Raw genomic sequence first — 18,447 nt, 5'->3', positions numbered from 1 at the left:
ATCATAGCCGCGTCACCATTTCGATCTGACGCTTCGCATCGCCACGGGCGCGCGTGTCGTCCCACTGCACGATGACCGAGCAGGCGCCTGGGCAACCGTCGATACTGGCGCAGGTGGTCGTATCCAGGGCAGCGGCCGTCGCGCCGCCGGCGGCGTTGGCCGCACCGGCGCCTACGGTGGTCTTGAGTGCGATCATCCAGTCGCGCAGGTCGCGCTGGGCCAATGTGTTAGCTGCGGTCGGGACCTTACACGTCATTGCCATGTTGTAGCTGCTGGCCTGCGCAATGTTCGCGCGCATCGCTTCGATGATGGAGTTGGTCTGAACCACCGCCATGCTGCTCTCCAGCGAGCTCTGGCCCGCACGCATTGCGACCGTCTGCAACGCCGCAGTGCCGAGCAGGCCAATCCCCAGCACGACGACGGCGACCAGCACCTCGATCAGGCTCACACCGCGCTGACCGCGCGGCGACATCAGGGTGCGTCTTGGGTATCCGGTCAGGCGCATTGTCCCCTCCCGTCCTTGCTGCTGCTGCGTGCGCTTCCACTGACGTTGATATTGATCACGCGCTGGTTGCTCGAGGGGTTCGTGGTGGGCATGCACACGGTCAGCGACGATGCCTCCGACAGCAGGCCCGAGGGCCGGAACACGACACCGTTGGCCGGGCCTTTGATCTGGAGGCTCTCCGGCGCGACCAGGGTGCGCAGCACTTCGGGCTCGTCGCCACTTTCGTCGACGACCAGCCAACCGGACCATCCCGCCGCCTTGGTGCAGGTCGCCCCGTCGGCGGTGCCGCACAGCTTGACTCGGACATTGCGGCGGACAGCCTCCGACCGCGCGAACTGCACGGCGGCCACCAGATCGCTCGATGTGCTCGACAGCCGGTTGGCATTGATGAGGCCGGTCATCGACGGTACGGCGACGGCCGACAGGATCGCGAGCACCGCGACTGTCACCATCAGCTCGACCAGCGAGAACCCGCCCGCTTCGATGCGCCCCTGCGGGCCACGTCCACCACTGCGCATAGCACCCCCGATCCGATCGGCCGCACACTAGAGGTCGCCCGGCCCGGATGCCAGCGGTGGCCGACGGATGGTCGCTGCGGCGCGCCGAACGGTCGCGCCGGCACGGTTTGCGGCACGATGGTGGTCCCGTCCCTTCTGTCAGACCCCATGCCCGCGCCCCGGCCCCACCCGCTACTCGCCCTGTTCACCGCGCCCGTGCTGGTCGCGGTGGTGCTGTCGAGCCAGGCGCTGGCGGCGATGCTCAGCCTCGCCCGGCCGCTGGATGCCGACTGGCCCATCCGGTTCGGGCTCACGTCGCTGGCGGTGCTGTGGATCGTGCTGATGCTGCTCGGCGCGGTGCGGCTCGCGCGCCCGCTGCTGCTGCGTCTGCCGCCACAGTCCTGGTCCTGGGCGATGCTCGCGCTGCTGGTGGTCGTCGCCTCGAGCGTCGCCTGGGCCGGCTGGCAGCTTGCCGGTGGGCCGATGGCCGCCGAGCCGCCGCTGCGGTTTCTGGCGCGGGTCGTGGCCTTGGCCGCGATCGCGGGGCTGCTGGCGCTGCTGATCTACCAGAACTATTGGCGGGCGCTGCAGTCGTCGGCACGCGCCGATGCCGCCGAACTCGAACTGCTGCGCGCGCGTCTGCATCCGCATTTCCTGTTCAACACGCTCAACACCGGTGCGGCACTGGTCCACGACCGCCCGGAGGAAGCCGAGCGCCTGCTGCTCGACCTGGCCGACCTGTTCCGCGCTGCCTTCAGCGGCCCGGGCGTGATCCCGCTCTCGGAGGAACTGGCGCTCGTGCGGCGCTACCTGGAGATCGAATCGCTGCGCTTCGGCAATCGGCTGGACGTGCGCTGGACGCTGCCCGAGACGACGGCCGTGGTCGCTGCCACGCCCGTCCCGGCGCTGGCGATCCAGCCGCTGGTCGAGAACGCGATCAAGCATGGCGTCGAGCCGCGTCTGGAAGGCGGCACGGTCGAGATCGAGGTGTCGGTGCAGCCGGGTCAGGTCACGATCCGGATCGGCAATCCGCGCGCGGCGCAGGCGCAGACCGCGTCGAGCGGCCACGGCATCGGACTGGATGCGGTGCGCGCGCGGCTCACCGCGCTGGCACCGGGGGCCTCGCTGGTGACCCGTCCCGAGGCCGACGGCTTCAGTGCGACGGTCACGCTGCCGACCGGCGCCTGACGCGCCGGACGGCGGCCGTCAGGCTCAGGCGATGACTTCGTAGCAGGGGTGGTACTCGCCGGAGATCTTCATGCGCCGCTGCTCGACGAATGCGCGCAGCAGCGCGTCGAGCGACTGCATGATGTCGCTGTCGCCGTGGATCTGGAACGGGCCGTACTCCTCGACGCGACGCAGGCCGTCTTCCTTGACGTTGCCGGCCACGATCCCCGAGAACGCCCGGCGCAGGTCCGCCGCCAGCTCGTGCGGGCGCCGGCCGTGGTGCAGGTCCAGCGCGGCCATCGCCTCGTGGGTCGGCACGAACGGGCGCTGCAGGTCCAGCGGGATCGTCAGCGACCAGTTGAAGTAGAACGAGTCCTTGTGCGCGACCCGGTACTCCTTGACCTTGCGGATGCCGGCCGACATACGCTTGGCGACCTTCTCCGGGTCGGCGACGATGATCTCGTAGCGCGACGCGGCCTCTTCGCCCAGCGTCAGGCGGATGAACTGGTCGATCTGCTCGAAGTACGGCGCCGACGCCGTCGGCCCGGTCAGGATGAAGGGGAACGGGATGTCACGGTTCTCCTCCTGCAGCAGCAGGCCCAGCAGGTAGAGGATTTCCTCGGCGGTGCCCACGCCGCCGGGGAACACGATGATGCCGTGACCCAGGCGCACGAACGACTCGAGGCGCTTCTCGATGTCAGGCATGATCACCAGCTGGTTGACGATCGGATTGGGCGACTCGGCGGCGATGATGCCCGGCTCGGTGATACCGATGTAGCGCGCCGGGTACTGGCGCTGCTTGGCGTGGGCGACGTTGGCGCCCTTCATCGGGCCCTTCATCGCCCCCGGGCCGCAACCGGTGCAGATGTCCATGCCGCGCAGGCCGAGCTGGTAGCCGACCAGTTTGGTGTAGTCGTACTCGGCGCGGCTGATCGAGTGGCCGCCCCAGCACACGACCATGTTCGGGTCGCCGGGCTGCAGCAGGCGCGCATTGCGCAGCAGGCCGAACACCGCATTGGTGATGCCAGACGACGACTCGAGGTCGGCCGCGTACTCGGGACCGAGCTCGATCGCGGTGTAGGCCAGGTCGCGGACCACCGCGAACAGCAGTTCGGCCACGCCGAGGATGATCTGGCCGTCGACGAAGGCCATGCCGGGCGCATTGATCAGTTCAATCCTGATGCCGCGGTCCTGCTGCAGCACCTGGATGTCGAAATCGGGGTAGAGCTCCTGCGCCGCGCGCGGGTCGTCGGACGCGCTGCCGCTGGTCAGCACCGCCAGGGCGCAGCGCCGCAGCAGGTCGTGCATGCCGCCGCTGGAGGCGTCCTTCAGGCGCGCGACCTCGTCGCGGGACAGCACATCCAGCCCGCCGCGCGGGTACACGTAGGCATTCACCACCGGCAGCCCCGTCGCCGCCACGCTCGTCTCGCTCATCTGCGTCTTCTTCGTCTTGTTTTCACAGGTGCGGCACTGTAGCGCAGCCGCCCGCACAAACGGAAACGGCCGGGTTTCCCCGGCCGTTTCCCTTGACGCCTGACAGCGCGTCGGATCAGAACTTGTAGCGGAAGCCCAACTGCAGCGACCACTGCGACACGCCGGTGTTGCCGATGCTGTTGGAGTTGTTGGCGATGGTCGGCGGCTCGACGCGGCTGGGATCGAAGTTGCTGTAGACGTACTTGCCGTCGTAGATCCCGGCGGCGGTCAGCACACGACGGTTGGCAAAGAAGCCGTAGTCGTAGATGTGACCCCAATCGGAATTGATCAGGTTGCCGACGTTCATGATATCCAGCCAAATCTCCGACTTGTGGCCGTTGAAGAAGCCCGGCAGTTCCTGGCTCACACGGATGTCGAAGCTGTTGACCCAGCTGGCGCGACCGCCGTTCTTGTCGACATGACCGCCGCGGTAACGCTGCAGATCCTGGTTCTGCTCCAGCCACTCGAAGAACCGGCTTTCCATCGCCGGATCCGGCGTGAACACACCCGTCGCGCTCAGGCTGCCGAATAGCACGTCGCCCGGTGCGTTGGGGACGTAGAACAGGTCGTTTCCGGCACGGCCGTCGCCGTTCGCGTCGTTGGTGAAGACGTAGCTGAAGGGACGACCGGTGCGGCCCTCGTAGAACACGCCAACCGAGGTCTTGTAGTCACCGAAGAAGTTGTGACGCCAGTTCAACGACGCCGAGAAGCGATCCCGGATCTCGTAGCGCGAGGTCGAGGCCACGTCTTCGTTGGCGTTGAAGATGTAGTTGTAGTTCCAGGTCGAGCCGGCGGTCGAGCTGGTCATGTCGCTGACCGAGTTCGAATTGGTGAACGTGTAACCCACGTTCCAGGACCAGTGACCGTCAGGCGACCAGGGCTTTTCCAGCGACAGCGTGAACTGCTGGCTCTCGCCCTTGTCGGTGTTGTCCAGGAAGAACACCTGGCCGAAATCGGTGTTGCGACGATAGCGGTTCGAGCCCGAGGTCCAGCTGCGGCCGATGCGTGCCGGGTCGTAGTACATGTCGCGCCCATCGGGGCCCTTGAAGACCGACTCGCCGATGTTGATGCTGCGGTAGAACAGCGCGCTCTTGACCTGCGTGGCCAGCAATTCGGCCGACGCGACCAATCCGTACCACGGCAGTTCGTGATCGATGGCGAGGTTGGCCTTCCACACCGAAGGCTGCTCGAAATCGGGGCCGACGAAGTTGACGTTCATCTCGCCGCCAGCGGCCGCGCCCGACGGACGGGTCTGGTCGAGACCGTTGGGCTCGAACGGCAGCGTGCGCCAGTCGACATCGTCGCCGAGCTCGAGGTCGTAGCGGACGTAGTTCAGGCCGGTGTTGCTGTAGGCGTTGCCGAACCACACCTGCGGCGAGGTGCCGCGGAACAGGCCGATGCCGCCGCGCAGCTGCGTCGGACGCTCGCTGTCGAAGGTGTAGTTGAAGCCGAAGCGCGGCTGCACCAGCCACTCGTCCTTGCCCAGCGCGTAGCTGTTGTCGTAGCCGAAGGCGTCGAGCGCGGCCTGGTTGAAGCCCGGGCGGCCGCCGACGCTGGGCTTGTCGGCGCGCAGGCCGAAGGTCAGGGTCAGGTTGTTGTTGACGAACCAGGTGTCCTGCACGAACAGGCCGAGTTCCTTGTACTTGAACGCCGCGCCGACCGAGTCGATGCTCGCGCCCGGCTGCGGGGCGTGCAGCTGGTAGGTGCTCCAGCGACCGCTGGCGAAGTTGCCCTCGGCGAGCAGACCGCTCTCGTAGAACTCGTAGGTACCGTAGGCGTTCTGGACGAACATGTTGTAGACGTCGTTGGTGCTGTAGTCGACGCCGAACTTCAGTTCGTGATCGGCGAACGAGAGCACGCCGGCGCCGTAGCCGGTCCAGGTCTCGGTCGTGAGCAGGTTGAGCGGGGTGCTGACGTCCTGGCCCATCTGGATGAAGCGCCCGGTCGGGTTGGCCTCGTCACCTTCGAAGTAGATCTTGATGTTGGCGAGTGTGTTCGGGCTCACGCGCTCGGAGACGTAGTCGCGGTAGGACACCTTGAACTCGGTCGAGAAATTCTCGCTCCAGTCGCTGAACATCTGCGCGACGTAGTTCTTGATCGACTTTTCCTGCTGGTAGTGCGTCGAGCTGAGGTTGATGATCGTGCCGCTGGTTGACGGGGTCCGCAGCTGGCTCTGGTCGACCTCGCTGTAGCGGAAGCTGGCGCGATGGTTGTCGGTGATGTTCCAGTCAATCTTGACTGCACGCTCTTCCATCGTCGTGCTGCCGTCGGTGTCGCCCAGGCCGCCGGCGTCGAAGCCGTGCACGTCACGGGCGATCCGGACCGCCTCGTCGACCTGCGCCTGCGAGATCGCACCGGTACCCACGGCGCTGTCGGCCAGGCTCGAGCCCGGTGCCTTCCATTCCTGCTTCTCGTAGTTGGCGAAGAAGAACAGGCGATCCTTCACGATCGGGCCGCCAAACGTCACGCCGTAGGTCTGCTCCTTCTCGAAGCCGTCGAACTTGAAGCCTTCGGGGTCCTTGCCGAACCAGTCGCCGTCGCGATAGGCGCCGTAGACCGAACCGCTGAACTCGTTGGTGCCCGACTTGGTGACCGCATCGATCACCGCGCCGGTCGCGCCGGCGATGGTCACGTCGTAGTTGGAGATGTCGACGTTGATCGCTTCGAGCGCGTCCATGGCGACGGGCTGGCGGCGCGTCGGCAGGTTGTTGTCTTCCAGGCCGAAAGTGTCACTGACCGACACGCCGTCGACGCGGATCGCGTTGTAGCGCGGGTTCTGGCCGCCCACCGAGATCTGGCCGTCCGCCTTGTTGACCTGGGCGACGCGGGGGTCGAGACGGATGTAGTCCTGGATGTTGCCGCCGACCGAGGGCAGCGCCTCGATGACGTCGCGGTTGACGTTGGTGCCGGTGCCCATCTTGGTGGCGCTGAAGACTTCCGAGCCGCCGCCGATCGCCGTGGCGACCACGGTGCCGAGCGTCGTCATGTCGTTGTCCAGCGAGGCGTTGACCGTGCTGATCTGGCTCAGCGACAGGTAGACGTTGTCTTCGGTCTTAGTGCCCTCGCCCGCCTTGGTGATCGTGATCGTGTAGGGACCGCCGACGCGCAGGCCGCGCGCGTTGTAGCGGCCGCTGGCATCGGTGGTGGCGCGGCTGACCGTGCCCGACTCGGTATGGACGATGGTCACTTCGGCGCCCGTGACAGGCTGGCCGCCAGCGCCCGTGACCTGGCCGCCGACGCCGGCGGAGGTGCTCTGCGCGAAGGCAGGCGCAGCGGCGAGTGCGACGATCAGGCCAAGCGACAATTTGGAAAGTCGGGCGCGATTCGGGTGTTTCATGGGTGGTTAGCCTCGATGCGTGGATAGCGGCGCGCGCCTCACGGCGCGGCGAAAGTCAGGTCGGTAAGCGAGTGGGGTCCCCTGCCACGGCGCGCGCTACCGCGCGAGTGGTTAAGAACAGGTTAACACGGTAGCGGGGCGTGGTGACAGTGCCATGACACTGGCCCGGTTCCGCAACCAGCTGAATCCGTTGGCTTTTCTCTGGGCACGGCACGACGCGCCGGACCGCCCGTCGCGATCCGGTCACATCGCCGAGATATCAGACCGCCGGTGCGTCGCGCAGGAAGCCGACGATGCCGTCGAGCAGCATCTGCACCGAGATCGCCACCAGCAACATGCCCATCAGCCGCTCGAGCGCGGTCAGCGCGCGGGCGCCGAGCAGCTTGTAGAGGTAGGTGGCCGAGAACAGGATCGCGGCGGTCGCGCCCCAGGCGATCAGCAGCGCCAGGCTCCATTCGCCCAACCGGTCCGGCTCGTTGCTGCCCATCAGCATCACCGCGGCCATACCCGAGGGGCCGGCGACCAGCGGGATCGCCATCGGCACGATGAAGGGCTCGCCGTCGGGGATCTCGCCCATCAATCCGCCGGTTGGCGGAAAGATCATGCGGATGCCGATCAGGAACAGCACGATGCCGCCGGCGATCGCGACCGATTCCTGGCGCAGGTGCATGATCTCCAGCGCGTACTTGCCGCCCCACAGGAACAGCATCAGCACCAGCAGCGCGATCAGCAGTTCGCGCGCGAGCACCACGCGCTGGCGCTGCGGCGTGAGTCGCCGCAGCATGCTCAAAAACACCGGGATATTGCCCAGCGGATCGAGGATCAGGAACAGCAGCAGTGCGGCCGAAGCGACGGTCATGCCGCGACTCCGTCGGGCGACCAGACCTGGCCGCGATGGGCGGCGCCGGCCGCCGCCAGCAGCGTGACGCAATGCGGTGCGACCCGCGCCGGGTCCTGCGCCAGCCGGTCGTCCTCTTCCACATGCGCGCGGCTGCGCAAGCCGGTGCGCATGGGCGGTGGGTACAGGCCGCTGACACGCACCGGCGAATTGGCGAGTTCGGCATGGAGCATGCGCACCAGCGTCTCCAGCCCCGCCTGGGCGACGCCATAGCCGCCCCAGTAGGCGCCGCCGGTGCGGGTCGGCGAATCAATCGCGAACACCACCGCACTGTCGGCCGCACGGCGCAGCAGCGGCAGGCAGGCCTGGGTCAGCCACCAGCGCGCGGTGAGGTTGACGTGCAGCGCACGCGCGAACGCGGCCGGGTCGGTGTGCTCGAGCGGGGTCAGCCCGGAGAACTGGGCCGCCACGTGCAGCACGCCGTCCAGGCGGCCGGTGTCGGCCTCGATGCGCTCGGCCATCTGCGCGTAGTCGTCCGGGCCCGCGCCCTCGAGATCGAGCGGATACAGCGCCGGTGCCTGGCCGTGCGCCTGCAACCGGTCGTGCAGCCGGTTCAGGCGCGGCACCTTGCGGCCGAGCAGCACCAGCGAGGCACCGGCCTGCGCACACGCCATCGCTGCGGCCTCGCCCAGACCACCGTGGGCGCCAACGATCAGGATCGTGCGACCGGCGAGCCCGGCGGGGCGCACGGGAATGTCGAGCACCGGCACACTCACGGCTTCAGCACCTCGGCCAGGATGCGGGCCAATTCGCCCGATTCGTGCAGTTCCAGGGTGATGTCGCAGCCGCCGATCAGCTCACCGTGGACGAACAACTGCGGAAACGTCGGCCAATTCGAGAACCGGGGCAGATTGGCGCGGATTTCCGGCTCTTCGAGCACGTTGATGGTGCGGAAATCGCGCGCGCCGGCCGCAGCCAGGGCCTCGGCGGTGCGCGCGGAATGGCCGCACATCGGGAACTGCGGGGTCCCTTTCATGAACAGCACGACGGCATGGCCGTCGATTTCGGCCTGGATGCGTTCGAGGATCGACACGAGGCGACTCCGAAAGGGGCGCGTCGCCAGCGGTGGCAGCGACGGTCGGGGTTAGAATTCGGCCATTCTATCGCGTCGCACCCGACGCCATCGTCCCACGGAGATCTGCGCGCCCCATGCCTGTCGAATTCGCCGCCCTGCCCTACGATCGCACCGCGCTCGAGCCGCATCTGTCCGGCGAGACGCTGGACCAGCATCACGGCCGGCATCAGCTCGCGCACATCGAGCGCGTCAACGCGCTGGTGGCGGGCACCGATCTGGCCGAGGCCCCGTTGGAGGCGATCGTGCGCAAGGCGCATGGCGAGTTGTTCGACCATGCCGCCCAGGCCTGGAACAACGCCTTCTACTGGCATTCGCTCAAGCCCGCGGCAGCCGGCGGCGGCGCGCCCAAGGGCAAGCTGGCCGAGGCGATCGCGCGCGACTTCGGCGATGTCGCCACGCTGCGCAGTCGCTTCGATGCGCTGGCCCAACGCCACTTCGGCGCCGGCTGGGCTTGGTTGCTGCAGCGTCGCGACGGCCGGCTGGGCCTGGCCGTCACCGCCAATGCGGCGACGCCACTGACCGGCGAGGACACGCCGCTGCTGGCTGCCTCGCTGTGGGAGCACGCCTGGTATCTCGATTACCGCGACAACCGCCAGCGCTACCTCGACGCGTTCTGGCAGCTCGTCAGCTGGGACAGCGTCGCAGCGCGGTTGCGCAGCTAGCGCCACGCCTCGGCCCCAGCGCCTTCCGCTCGCGGGCAACTCGCGGATAATGCGCCTCCTTGCCGAGACGCCCCGATGACACCCACCGCCAGAGCCCAGTGGCAGATCCATCTGTGTGTGTTGCTGTGGGGCTTCACCGCGATCCTCGGCAAGCTGATCAGCCTGCCCGCGCTGCCGCTGGTGTGGTGGCGGATGCTGCTGGTTGCCAGCACCCTGCTGTTGCTGCCCCGGGTCTGGCGCGGGCTGCGCGCGCTGCCCCGCCGCCTGCTGCTGGCTTATTCGGGCGTCGGCGCGCTGGTCGCGTTGCATTGGCTGACCTTCTACGGCGCGGTCAAGCTGGCCAATGCCTCGGTCGCGGCGACCTGCATGGCGCTGGCGACGGTGTTCGTGGCGCTGATCGAACCGCTGGTCGCACGCAGCCGCTTTTCGTGGCGCGAGCTGGCCCTGGGCCTGGCGGTGCTGCCCGGCGTGGCGCTCGTCGTGGGCGGCGTGCCGGACGGCATGCGGGTGGGCATCGCGGTCGGTGCGCTGTCGGCGCTGTTCGTGGCCTGCTTCGGCGCGATGAACAAGCGCCTGGTCGAACGCGCCGATCCGCTCACGGTCACCGCACTCGAACTGGGCGCCGGCACCTTGACGCTGACCCTGCTCGCGCCGCTGATGCCGCTGCTGTTTCCGGCGTTCGCCGGCAGCCTGCTGACCCTGCCCGGCGCCCAGGACGGCGCCTGGCTGCTGCTGCTCGCCTTCGCCTGCACCCTGCTGCCGTTCGCGCTGTCGCTGGTCGCGCTGCGCCACATGAGCGCGTTCGCCGCGCAACTGGCGGTCAATCTCGAACCGGTCTACGCGATCGCGCTGGCGATCGTGCTGCTGGGCGAGCAGCGCGAACTCGCACCGGGCTTCTACGCCGGGGTTGCGATCATCCTGGCGGCAGTGCTGGTGTATCCGGTGCTGGCGCGCCCGCGCCGGATCGTGCATGCCGAGAACATCGGCACCGGCGAGGCGAAGTCGATTACCCGCTGAGCGCGGCTGCGCCGCTCGGCGCTCACGCCGCCGATCGCTGCTCGCAAGCCTGCCCGCGCACGACGATAATGACCGCCCGCCCGGAGGACCCCGATGCCCGCACCCGTCGAATTCCAGCTCGAAGGCGAGCATGTCGAACTCAATCAGTTGCTCAAGCTCGAGGGGCTGTGCGAGAGCGGCGGCGCGGGCAAGGCCCTGGTCGCCAGCGGCGCGGTGCGCGTGGATGGCGCAGTCGAACTGCGCAAGACCTGCAAGATCCGTGCAGGCCAGACCGTGCAAGTCGGCGACCACACGATCCGCGTGGTCGCGGGCTGATCGCGCGCGCCGCGCGCGCGATCGATCAGGCTGCACAATCGCCGCAGCAGGCCAGCTTCAGCGCACGCTGTAGCCCGATACGCGCCAGGTGCGGTCGTCGTCGAAGCGGAACGACACCAGTTCGCGGATCGGCTGCGCGTTGTTGGCGAACTTGGTCGGCGAGGCGACGTTGAGATAGATCCCTTCGGGCACGGACTCGCCGGCGCCGAACCTCGACCGGCTCACCACCGGACGGTCGCGCGAGGCCGGTGCGCCCAGCCGGCTGCGGTCGGCGGCGACTTGACGCACGAAGTCCTCGCGCGACACCAGACCCTTCATCGTCGCCGAGGCGCCGTCCCAGACCTCGCCGGCGCGGTTGGCATCGATCATCTGCATGATCTGCAGTGCGGCGGCGCTGATCTCGGCATCCTGTCGCGCGATCTGCGCCTGCTGTTCGGCGGTAAGCGCCGGCTGCTGCGCGGGTTGTTGCGCGGGCTGTTGCGCCACTGCCGGCCGCGCCGTCGGGGCGGGCTGCTGGGCATAGGCGGCGGACACGGCCGCGGCGAGCATGGCGATCGACAGAGACAGGCGCAGCTTGTTCATGGGCGTGACGCTCCAGGCGGCAGACGGGTCGAAGGGCTCGAGTGTACGCCTCGGGCCGGGGCCGGCAACCGGGCCGGGCGACGCCTGGCGCGGGTATGCTCGGGGTTTGACCACCCTGCCCGCCATGCCCTGCAGCACCCGCCGACCGTGCCCTGCCGCCGACACCATGTTGCGTGCTCGCGTGCACCGAGACGCTGCCTGCCGGAGCGAGCGGACCGCGATGCCTGGGCCGCCGTTGGCCACGTCCGGCGGCCGGCCGCCTAAGCGCGGGTGGGATTGGGCACTGCGATGGCAGATGCTGGCGTGGCTACTCGCGGTGCCGACCGCCTGGGCACAGGAACGCATCCTGTCGGACGACATCGAAGTCCGGGTCCTGGCCGACGGCCGTCTCGATGTCACCGAACGCATCGCGATCCGCGCCGAAGGCCGGATCTTCCGCCATGGCGTCGTGCGCGACATCCCGGTCCGCTATCGCGACCCGGCGGGCACCCGGGTCATGGTCGACCTGGACGTGTACGAGGTGCTGCGCGACGGCCGACCGGCCCCCTGGACGGTCGAGCGCGCCGGCAACCGCATGCGCGTGCGCGTCGGCGACGCTCGCCGCCTGCCGACCCCGTCCACGCCGGTCTACACCCTGCGCTACCGGACCACGCGCCAGCTCGGCTTCTTCGACGATCACGATACGGTGTATCTGCCGGCGCTGGCGCCTGCCCGGGACGTGGAGATCGCACGCGGCAGCATCGCCATCGCGCTGCCGGACGCGGTGCCGGTCGAGACGCTGCACGCCGATGGCGCCACCGGCACCGCGGGCGCACCGGGACGGGACTTCCACGTCGCACTGTCGGCCGCCGGGACCGCGCGCTGGACGCTTGCGCGGCCGCTGCCGCCGGAGGCGGGCTGGACGGTCTCGCTGGCCTTCCCCAAGGGCCTGATCGCGCCACCCAGCCGGCAGCAACGCCTGGCCTGGTGGCTGCACGACCACCGCGGCCCGCTGGTCGCGCTCGCCGGACTGGCGACGCTGCTCGTCCTGTACACCCTGCAAAGACGCCGGCACCACCGCGGCCATGCCACCGACGATACGACGCTGCGTGATGTCCCCCCACCTGGATTCTCGCCGGGCGGGCTGCGCTACCTGCAGCGCATGCGCTACGACGCGCGCTGTCTGTCGTCGGACCTGCTGGCGGCCGCGGTCGACGACCACGTCCACCTGGTCCGCGAGCGCACGAGCGAGGGGATGCACTGGCGCGTGCTGCGCACCCGCACCGGCGCACACCGCCTGCCCACGCTGGAGCAGCGCGCGCTGCTGACCGCACTGCTGCCCGGCACGCAGGACGCGATCGTGCTGGAGCCGGCGCAGGCCGAGGCCGTCGGCGCGACCTGGCGGGCGCACGAGCGCGCCCTGCGCCGCCGCTTCCAGCCGGCATTGTTCGGCGCCCGCGGCGGCCGCTTGCTGGCGGCGCTCGCGGTCGCGCTGGTCTCAGCGGCGGCCGCGCTGTGGCTGTCCGCCGATGCCGGCCTCTGGGCGCCGACGCTCGCGATCGTCGCGGCGATGGGCCTGGTGCTGGTGGCCTTCGCGATGCGCGCGCGATCGCCCACGGCCGAGGGCGATCGCCTGCTCGCGCACGTCCAGGGCCTGCGCCGCTATCTGGCCGGCGACCCCCGGATGTCCGGCGCCGAGGCCGCACCGCCATTGCTCGATGTCCACCACTACGAGCACCTCTTGCCGTACGCCGTCGCGCTCGACGTCGAGGCGGCCTGGACGCGCAGGTTCGTCGCGGCGGCCGGGCCTGCGGCCGCGAGCGCCTCAGTCGCCGATCTGCCCTGGTACCGGGGCGTGGTCGTCACCGATCTGGAGCGCTTCTGCCGCTCGGTCGGCCAAGGCCTGGCCCGGCGCATCGCCGCTGCGCGCACGCCCGCCGCGCGCCGAACCAGGCGGCGTCGCCGTCAGGCCGAGGGCGACGCGTCGCGCTGATCGCAGCGGGCGCCCGCCGCCCGCGCGGCCGACGCACCGACGCGCGCCCGGCCACTGGATCACGGCTCGAGATACGGCGCCCCGGGACCGCGCGCGCGGGCCACATCGCCCGGATTGCGCAGGGGGCAGACCCGCAGCGACAGACATCCGCAACCGATGCAGCCGTCGAGCTGGTCGCGCAATCGCGTGAGCTGGGCGATGCGGGCATCGAGGTCGGCCCGCCAGCGGCGCGACAGGCGCGTCCAGTCGGCCTGGGTCGGCGTCCGTCCGTCGGGCAGGGTCGCCAGCGCCTCGCCGATCGCGGCCAGCGGGATGCCGGCCCGCTGCGCGACCCGGATCACCGCGACCCGCCGCAGCGCGTCGCGCCGATACCGACGCTGGTTGCCGGCGTTGCGCGTGCTGCGCAGCAGGCCCTGGCGTTCGTAGAAATGTAGGGCCGAGATCGCGACCCCGCTGCGCGCGGCCAGTTCGCCGACCGACAACGTCTCGTGCGTCCCCACACCGTTCTGGCCCATCGCCTCCGCCCTCTTGACCTCAACATTTATTGAGGTTTTACCCTGCCCGGTATCGCCCCCGCAATCCGACAGGAGCCCGCATGACACTCGAGACTCTCTCCTCGCCCTCGATCCAGGCATCGGCCTGCGCCTGGTCGCAGGCCGATGCCGAGCCGGAGACGATGCAGGCAATCGCCTGCGCACCGGGCGCACGCGGCGCCTGGCGCCCGGTGGAGACGCCGATTCCGTTGCCCGGCCCCGACCAGGTGCTGATCCGCGTGCTGTCGGCGGGTTTCGGCCATTGGGACATCCTCGAACGCGATGGCCGCCTGCCCGGCGCGGAGTTGCGGCCCCCCGGCCCCTGGATCGGCGGCGCGGAAGGCGCCGGGACGGTGGTCGAGGTCGGCGCGGGCGTGCAGCGGCTGCGCGAGGGCGATCGGGTCTGCGGCCTGACGCTGCCGCGCGCCCCGCGCCACGGCTTCCACGCGCAATTCGCGCTCGTCGATGCCGACCGTGCATGGCGCATTCCGGCGCGCCTGCCGTTGCCGCATGCCGCCGCGCTGCCGGTCGATGGCGGTCTGGCGATGCACGCCGTCGCCCAGGTGCTGGGGCTGGGCGCTGGCGATACGCTGGTGCTGCTGGGCGCGAGCGGTGGCATCGGGCATATGGCGCTGCAGTTCGCCCGCCAGCGCGGCGCGCGGGTGCTGGCGGTGGTCTCGGGCTCCGATGGCATCGCGCTGGCCGAGCGGCTCGGCGCGGACATGGCGATCGATGGACGGCGCCACGACCTCGCCGCGGCGCTGCGCATTTTCGCCCCCGAGCGCCCGACCGCAGCCTTGTTGACCGCGAGCGATGCCGCGCTCGCCCGGTGCGTGGTCGATGCCCTGCAGCCCGGCGGCCGCATCGCCTGGCCGCATGGCGTGACGCCGCCGCCGGTGCGCGCGGACATCGCCGCGACCGGCTTCGGCGCACATGCCGGCGCGACCTCGGTGCAGGCGGCCTGCCGCGCGATCGAGCGCGGGCCGTTCCATCTGCACGTCGGCGCACGCCTGCCGCTGTCGCGGATCGCCGATGCCGAGCGCGCGCTCACCGCGCATCATCTGGGTCGTGTCGTGCTCGACATCCCCTAGACGGCGCACCCGGACCGTTGCGCACGCCGGCTGAACGCAAACGGCCGCCCGCGCCGCGACAGCCGCAGGCGCATCGCCGACAATGCCCGCTCTCCCCGACGACACCCCGCGCGCGCTCGCGCGCCGCACTGGATCGCCCATGCTCCGCTGGTTCGAAAACCGCATCGCCCCGTTCCCCTCCGCCCCGCCCGAGCAGCCGCCGCGGACGCTGTTCGCGTTCTGCATGCACTACGTGCGCGGCAGCGGCCGCTGGCTGCTGCTGATGGCCCTGTTCACCGCGGCCATCGCGATCTCCGAGGTTGTGCTCTACGCCTACGTCGGCTCGCTGGTCGATCGCCTGGCGTCGCACACGCCCGCGTCGTTCCTCGATGCCGAGGGCGGCCGGCTCGCGGCGATGGCCGTGCTGGTGCTCATCGGCCTGCCGGTGATGACGCTGTTCAGCTCGTTGATCATCCATCAGACGCTGCTCGGCAATTTCCCGATGCGGATCCGCTGGAACGTGCATCGCTACCTGCTGCGGCAGTCGATGACCTACTTCCAGGAAGAGTTCGCCGGCCGCATCGCGACCAAGCTGATGCAGACCTCGCTGGCGGTGCGCGAGACGGTCATCAAGCTGCTGGATGTCGGCAACTACGTGCTGGTCTACCTGACCGGCGCGCTGGTGGTCGCGGCCTCGGCCGACTGGCGGATGATGCTGCCGTTCCTGGGCTGGGTGCTGTGCTACGCGGCGCTGATGCGCGTCTTCGTGCCGCGGCTGAGCAAGATCTCCGAAAAGCAGGCCGATGCGCGCGCAGTGATGACCGGGCGCATCGTCGACAGCTACACCAACATCGCCACGGTCAAGCTGTTCTCGCATTCCTCGCGCGAGCAGTCCTACGCCTACGAGGCGATGGACGGCTTCCTCGACACCGTGCACGGGCAGATGCGGCTGGTGACGATCATCAACGTCTGCAACTACGTGCTCAACATGCTGCTGGTCGCTTCGGTCGGCGGGCTCGGCCTGTGGCTGTGGCATGGCGGGGCGATCAGCACCGGCGCGATCGCGGTGGCGATCGCGCTGGCACTGCGCATGCTCGGCATGTCGCAATGGATCATGTGGGAGCTTTCGGCGCTGTTCGAGAACATCGGCACGGTGCGCGACGGCATCAACTCGATCTCGCTGGCGCCCACCGTCGACGATGCGCCCGCCGCGCAGGTGCTGCCGCCGGTGCGCGGCGACATCCGCTTCGAGGGCGTCAACTTCCACTACGGCCAGGCCGAGCGCAGCGTCATCGAGGGCCTGGATCTGCACGTGCGGCCCGGCGAGAAGATCGGCTTGGTCGGGCGCTCTGGCGCGGGCAAATCGACCCTGGTCAACCTGCTGCTGCGCTTCTACGACCGCGAGGCGGGTGCGATCCGCATCGACGGCATCGACATCGCCAGCGTCACTCAGGACTCGCTGCGTGCGCAGATCGGCATGGTGACCCAGGACACCTCGCTGCTGCACCGCTCTGTGCGCGAGAACATCCTCTACGGCCGCCCGGACGCGAGCGAGGCGGAGATGATCGAGGCCGCGCGGCGCGCCGAAGCGCATGAATTCATCCTCGGCCTGAGCGATGCCAAGGGCCGCACCGGTTACGACGCCCAGGTCGGCGAACGCGGCGTCAAGTTGTCGGGCGGCCAGCGCCAGCGCATCGCGATCGCACGCGTGCTGCTGAAGAACGCCCCGATCCTGGTGCTCGACGAGGCCACCTCGGCGCTCGACTCCGAGGCCGAAGCCGCGATCCAGGAGAATCTCTACCGGCTGATGGAAGGCAAGACGGTGATCGCGATCGCACATCGGCTGTCGACGATCGCAGCGATGGACCGTCTGATCATCATGGAGCGCGGCCGGATCGTCGAACAGGGCACGCACGAGGCGCTGATCGCAGCCAACGGCATCTACGCGCAACTGTGGCGGCGGCAGTCGGGCGGTTTCCTGCAGGACGACGCGCCCTGAGCCCACGCCGCGACGGGCCGCGCCCGTCGCTCAACCTGGCGTCGGCGCCGGGGTCTCGGTGCGATCGGCACCGTCGGTCGGCGCGGCCGCCTCGCTGTCGTCGGCCGAGGTCTCGGACGGCCGGGCGGGCGTGTCGCCGCCCTGCGCGGTCGGCGTGCGCGCATCGCGCGGCGCTGGCGCGGCGGGCGCCGGCTCGGTGGCGCGGCGGGCCGTCCCGGTGGGCACGCCGAGGATGCGCAGCCGGCTGGCGATGCCCGCAGCCGCCGTCATCTCCCCGACCAGGTCGAACTCCGACAGCGGACTCTCCGATGGGCACTGCGCGTCCGGGAAGCCGAAGCGCCCGCGCAGTTCCAGGCCGCAGGCGGTCATCGCCTCGACGTCGCGGTCGGGCGCATTGCAGGTCGCGTCGAAGGCGCGGATGTAGGAATCGCGGCGCGCGACGAAGTCCTGTCCGCACTTGCGCATCAGCCGCAGCCGGTCGAGATCGTCCTGCGCCGGATTCACCCCGTCCAGACCATAGAGCTTGAGCTCGTCGGGGGTGAGGATGCGCAGGCTGCGGTTGGGCACGGCCATCATCAGGTCGGCGACCGCGACTGCGGCGCCATTGCGCTCCAGGTAATCGCGTACCCGGCCGTAGACCGCCCGCAGCTCACGGTTGAGCTCGGCCCGGGTCGACGCGCTCGAGCTCATGCGGATGATCCGGTGGATGCCGACCCGTCCGCCGATCAGCCGGGTGTCGCCGCCGGCGAGCAGGAACACGCAGGAACTGTGGCAGGCTGCGCCCTCGCGCACCCAGATCGTCCAGCGCGACTCGGCGATCACGTCGCCGGCACGGATCGCTTCCTCGACCATGCCGCCACTCGAGTCAAGATCGAGCACCCGCTTGTCGATCTTCAACTCATCGGCGACCGCGGCCAGGCGCTGCATCAACCGGGTGAAGTCCTGGGTCACGCGGCCCTTGAAGCGCAGCCGGAACACCCCGCGTTCGGCGCACGGCGCCATTGCCTCGCGCAGCGCCGCGCGGTCGAACGCCTTCAGCACGTCGCCATCGCCGGCCGTGGCGTAGTCCAGTTCGCAGCTCAGCGACGCGGTCGCGCCCTCGAGCGTCATCGGCGACCAGTCGACTTCGGCCGGATCGGCCGTTTCGACAGGCGGCGGCGCCACATCGGGCAAGTCCTCCGTCGCGAGCGGTGCGGTGCTGACCGCGCCGCCCTCCTCCGGACTGGACACCTCGACGGTCTCCACCGCCTGGTCGACCGGGGCGGGCGCGCGCTGGCAGCCGACCACGGCCAGACACAGGATCAACGGCAGGCACGAACGCCAGGACGACATGGACGCAACGGAC

General features: G+C 69.6%; 17 protein-coding genes. 7 read left to right on the top strand and 10 right to left on the bottom strand.

Annotated features, from left to right (window positions below):
- Position 1 precedes the first annotated feature (1 nt).
- Both pilV and MNO14_RS04930 read right to left on the bottom strand, forming a co-directional pair.
- Positions 2–505, bottom strand: a complete 504-nt coding sequence (gene pilV, locus MNO14_RS04935; RefSeq protein ID WP_241945636.1) for a type IV pilus modification protein PilV — start codon at positions 503–505, stop codon at positions 2–4.
- Positions 496–957, bottom strand: coding sequence for a GspH/FimT family pseudopilin (locus MNO14_RS04930; protein ID WP_241945635.1), 462 nt, complete (start codon positions 955–957; stop codon positions 496–498). Before MNO14_RS04930 ends, pilV begins: the two co-directional genes overlap by 10 nt.
- A 213-nt stretch (positions 958–1,170) precedes the next feature.
- On the opposite strand from MNO14_RS04930, the gene MNO14_RS04925 reads away from it, so the two are divergent.
- A complete protein-coding gene (locus MNO14_RS04925) occupies positions 1,171–2,190 on the top strand; it encodes a histidine kinase (protein ID WP_241945634.1) in 1,020 nt (339 codons plus the stop codon).
- Positions 2,191–2,214: 24 nt separating this feature from the next.
- On the opposite strand, the gene ppnN is transcribed toward MNO14_RS04925, so the two are convergent.
- The 5 genes from ppnN to grxD form a co-directional block, all read right to left on the bottom strand.
- Positions 2,215–3,603 (bottom strand): nucleotide 5'-monophosphate nucleosidase PpnN, encoded by a 1,389-nt coding sequence (gene ppnN / locus MNO14_RS04920; protein ID WP_241945633.1) that lies wholly within the window; start codon positions 3,601–3,603, stop codon positions 2,215–2,217.
- Between the two features lie 115 nt (positions 3,604–3,718).
- Positions 3,719–6,979: a TonB-dependent receptor gene (locus tag MNO14_RS04915; protein ID WP_241945632.1), complete on the bottom strand. Its 3,261-nt coding sequence runs from the start codon at positions 6,977–6,979 to the stop codon at positions 3,719–3,721.
- 259 nt (positions 6,980–7,238) lie between these two features.
- The gene (locus MNO14_RS04910; RefSeq protein WP_183426170.1) at positions 7,239–7,838 is read right to left on the bottom strand and encodes a YhgN family NAAT transporter; all 600 of its coding nucleotides are present in this window, start codon (positions 7,836–7,838) and stop codon (positions 7,239–7,241) included.
- The gene (locus tag MNO14_RS04905) at positions 7,835–8,587 is read right to left on the bottom strand and encodes an SDR family NAD(P)-dependent oxidoreductase (RefSeq protein ID WP_241946262.1); all 753 of its coding nucleotides are present in this window, start codon (positions 8,585–8,587) and stop codon (positions 7,835–7,837) included. The genes MNO14_RS04910 and MNO14_RS04905 overlap by 4 nt, the downstream gene beginning before the upstream one ends.
- 2 nt (positions 8,588–8,589) lie before the next feature.
- Positions 8,590–8,910 carry a Grx4 family monothiol glutaredoxin gene (gene grxD / locus MNO14_RS04900; RefSeq protein ID WP_241945631.1) on the bottom strand — a complete coding sequence of 107 codons (321 nt, stop codon included), beginning with the start codon at positions 8,908–8,910 and terminating at the stop codon, positions 8,590–8,592.
- Between the two features lie 116 nt (positions 8,911–9,026).
- On the opposite strand from grxD, the gene MNO14_RS04895 reads away from it, so the two are divergent.
- The 3 genes from MNO14_RS04895 (at position 9,027) to MNO14_RS04885 (ending at position 10,946) form a co-directional block, all read left to right on the top strand.
- Entirely contained in the window at positions 9,027–9,614 is a 588-nt protein-coding gene (locus MNO14_RS04895) for a Fe-Mn family superoxide dismutase (RefSeq protein ID WP_241945630.1), read from the top strand.
- 75 nt (positions 9,615–9,689) lie between these two features.
- Complete coding sequence (locus tag MNO14_RS04890) at positions 9,690–10,631, top strand: DMT family transporter (RefSeq protein WP_241945629.1); 942 nt, start codon at positions 9,690–9,692, stop codon at positions 10,629–10,631.
- Positions 10,632–10,724: 93 nt separating this feature from the next.
- Entirely contained in the window at positions 10,725–10,946 is a 222-nt protein-coding gene (locus MNO14_RS04885; protein WP_241945628.1) for an RNA-binding S4 domain-containing protein, read from the top strand.
- A 57-nt stretch (positions 10,947–11,003) separates the two neighbouring features.
- Here the strand turns inward: MNO14_RS04885 and MNO14_RS04880 are convergent, their stop codons facing one another.
- Positions 11,004–11,528, bottom strand: a complete 525-nt coding sequence (locus MNO14_RS04880; RefSeq protein WP_241945627.1) for a DUF4019 domain-containing protein — start codon at positions 11,526–11,528, stop codon at positions 11,004–11,006.
- A 295-nt stretch (positions 11,529–11,823) separates the two neighbouring features.
- Between MNO14_RS04880 and MNO14_RS04875 the strand changes: the two genes are divergently transcribed.
- Positions 11,824–13,500, top strand: a complete 1,677-nt coding sequence (locus MNO14_RS04875; RefSeq protein ID WP_241945626.1) for a DUF2207 domain-containing protein — start codon at positions 11,824–11,826, stop codon at positions 13,498–13,500.
- Between the two features lie 59 nt (positions 13,501–13,559).
- Here the strand turns inward: MNO14_RS04875 and soxR are convergent, their stop codons facing one another.
- Positions 13,560–14,015, bottom strand: coding sequence for a redox-sensitive transcriptional activator SoxR (gene soxR, locus MNO14_RS04870; protein WP_241945625.1), 456 nt, complete (start codon positions 14,013–14,015; stop codon positions 13,560–13,562).
- Between the two features lie 80 nt (positions 14,016–14,095).
- Between soxR and MNO14_RS04865 the strand changes: the two genes are divergently transcribed.
- Together MNO14_RS04865 and MNO14_RS04860 are read left to right on the top strand one after the other, a co-directional pair.
- On the top strand, positions 14,096–15,124 hold the full coding sequence (locus MNO14_RS04865; RefSeq protein WP_241945624.1) for a zinc-binding alcohol dehydrogenase family protein: 1,029 nt from the start codon (positions 14,096–14,098) through the stop codon (positions 15,122–15,124).
- A gap of 139 nt (positions 15,125–15,263) precedes the next feature.
- Complete coding sequence (locus MNO14_RS04860) at positions 15,264–17,102, top strand: ABC transporter ATP-binding protein (RefSeq protein ID WP_241945623.1); 1,839 nt, start codon at positions 15,264–15,266, stop codon at positions 17,100–17,102.
- Between the two features lie 30 nt (positions 17,103–17,132).
- Here the strand turns inward: MNO14_RS04860 and MNO14_RS16680 are convergent, their stop codons facing one another.
- Complete coding sequence (locus MNO14_RS16680) at positions 17,133–18,434, bottom strand: hypothetical protein (protein WP_343226414.1); 1,302 nt, start codon at positions 18,432–18,434, stop codon at positions 17,133–17,135.
- Between the last annotated feature and the right edge of the window lie 13 nt (positions 18,435–18,447).

This window comes from Luteimonas sp. S4-F44 (assembly GCF_022637415.1).
GTDB lineage: Bacteria > Pseudomonadota > Gammaproteobacteria > Xanthomonadales > Xanthomonadaceae > Luteimonas.
This window is presented reverse-complemented; position numbering and strand designations above follow the sequence as displayed.

What these genes read in the sequence shown, in the direction of transcription:
- pilV (WP_241945636.1), bottom strand. Translation starts at nt 505, where the DNA reads ATGCGCCTGACCGGATACCCAAGACGCACCCTGATGTCGCCGCGCGGT.
- MNO14_RS04930 (WP_241945635.1), bottom strand. Translation starts at nt 957, where the DNA reads ATGGTGACAGTCGCGGTGCTCGCGATCCTGTCGGCCGTCGCCGTACCG.
- MNO14_RS04925 (WP_241945634.1), top strand. Translation starts at nt 1,171, where the DNA reads ATGCCCGCGCCCCGGCCCCACCCGCTACTCGCCCTGTTCACCGCGCCC.
- ppnN (WP_241945633.1), bottom strand. Translation starts at nt 3,603, where the DNA reads ATGAGCGAGACGAGCGTGGCGGCGACGGGGCTGCCGGTGGTGAATGCC.
- MNO14_RS04915 (WP_241945632.1), bottom strand. Translation starts at nt 6,979, where the DNA reads ATGAAACACCCGAATCGCGCCCGACTTTCCAAATTGTCGCTTGGCCTG.
- MNO14_RS04910 (WP_183426170.1), bottom strand. Translation starts at nt 7,838, where the DNA reads ATGACCGTCGCTTCGGCCGCACTGCTGCTGTTCCTGATCCTCGATCCG.
- MNO14_RS04895 (WP_241945630.1), top strand. Translation starts at nt 9,027, where the DNA reads ATGCCTGTCGAATTCGCCGCCCTGCCCTACGATCGCACCGCGCTCGAG.
- MNO14_RS04890 (WP_241945629.1), top strand. Translation starts at nt 9,690, where the DNA reads ATGACACCCACCGCCAGAGCCCAGTGGCAGATCCATCTGTGTGTGTTG.
- MNO14_RS04885 (WP_241945628.1), top strand. Translation starts at nt 10,725, where the DNA reads ATGCCCGCACCCGTCGAATTCCAGCTCGAAGGCGAGCATGTCGAACTC.
- MNO14_RS04880 (WP_241945627.1), bottom strand. Translation starts at nt 11,528, where the DNA reads ATGAACAAGCTGCGCCTGTCTCTGTCGATCGCCATGCTCGCCGCGGCC.
- MNO14_RS04875 (WP_241945626.1), top strand. Translation starts at nt 11,824, where the DNA reads ATGCTGGCGTGGCTACTCGCGGTGCCGACCGCCTGGGCACAGGAACGC.
- soxR (WP_241945625.1), bottom strand. Translation starts at nt 14,015, where the DNA reads ATGGGCCAGAACGGTGTGGGGACGCACGAGACGTTGTCGGTCGGCGAA.
- MNO14_RS04865 (WP_241945624.1), top strand. Translation starts at nt 14,096, where the DNA reads ATGACACTCGAGACTCTCTCCTCGCCCTCGATCCAGGCATCGGCCTGC.
- MNO14_RS04860 (WP_241945623.1), top strand. Translation starts at nt 15,264, where the DNA reads ATGCTCCGCTGGTTCGAAAACCGCATCGCCCCGTTCCCCTCCGCCCCG.
- MNO14_RS16680 (WP_343226414.1), bottom strand. Translation starts at nt 18,434, where the DNA reads ATGTCGTCCTGGCGTTCGTGCCTGCCGTTGATCCTGTGTCTGGCCGTG.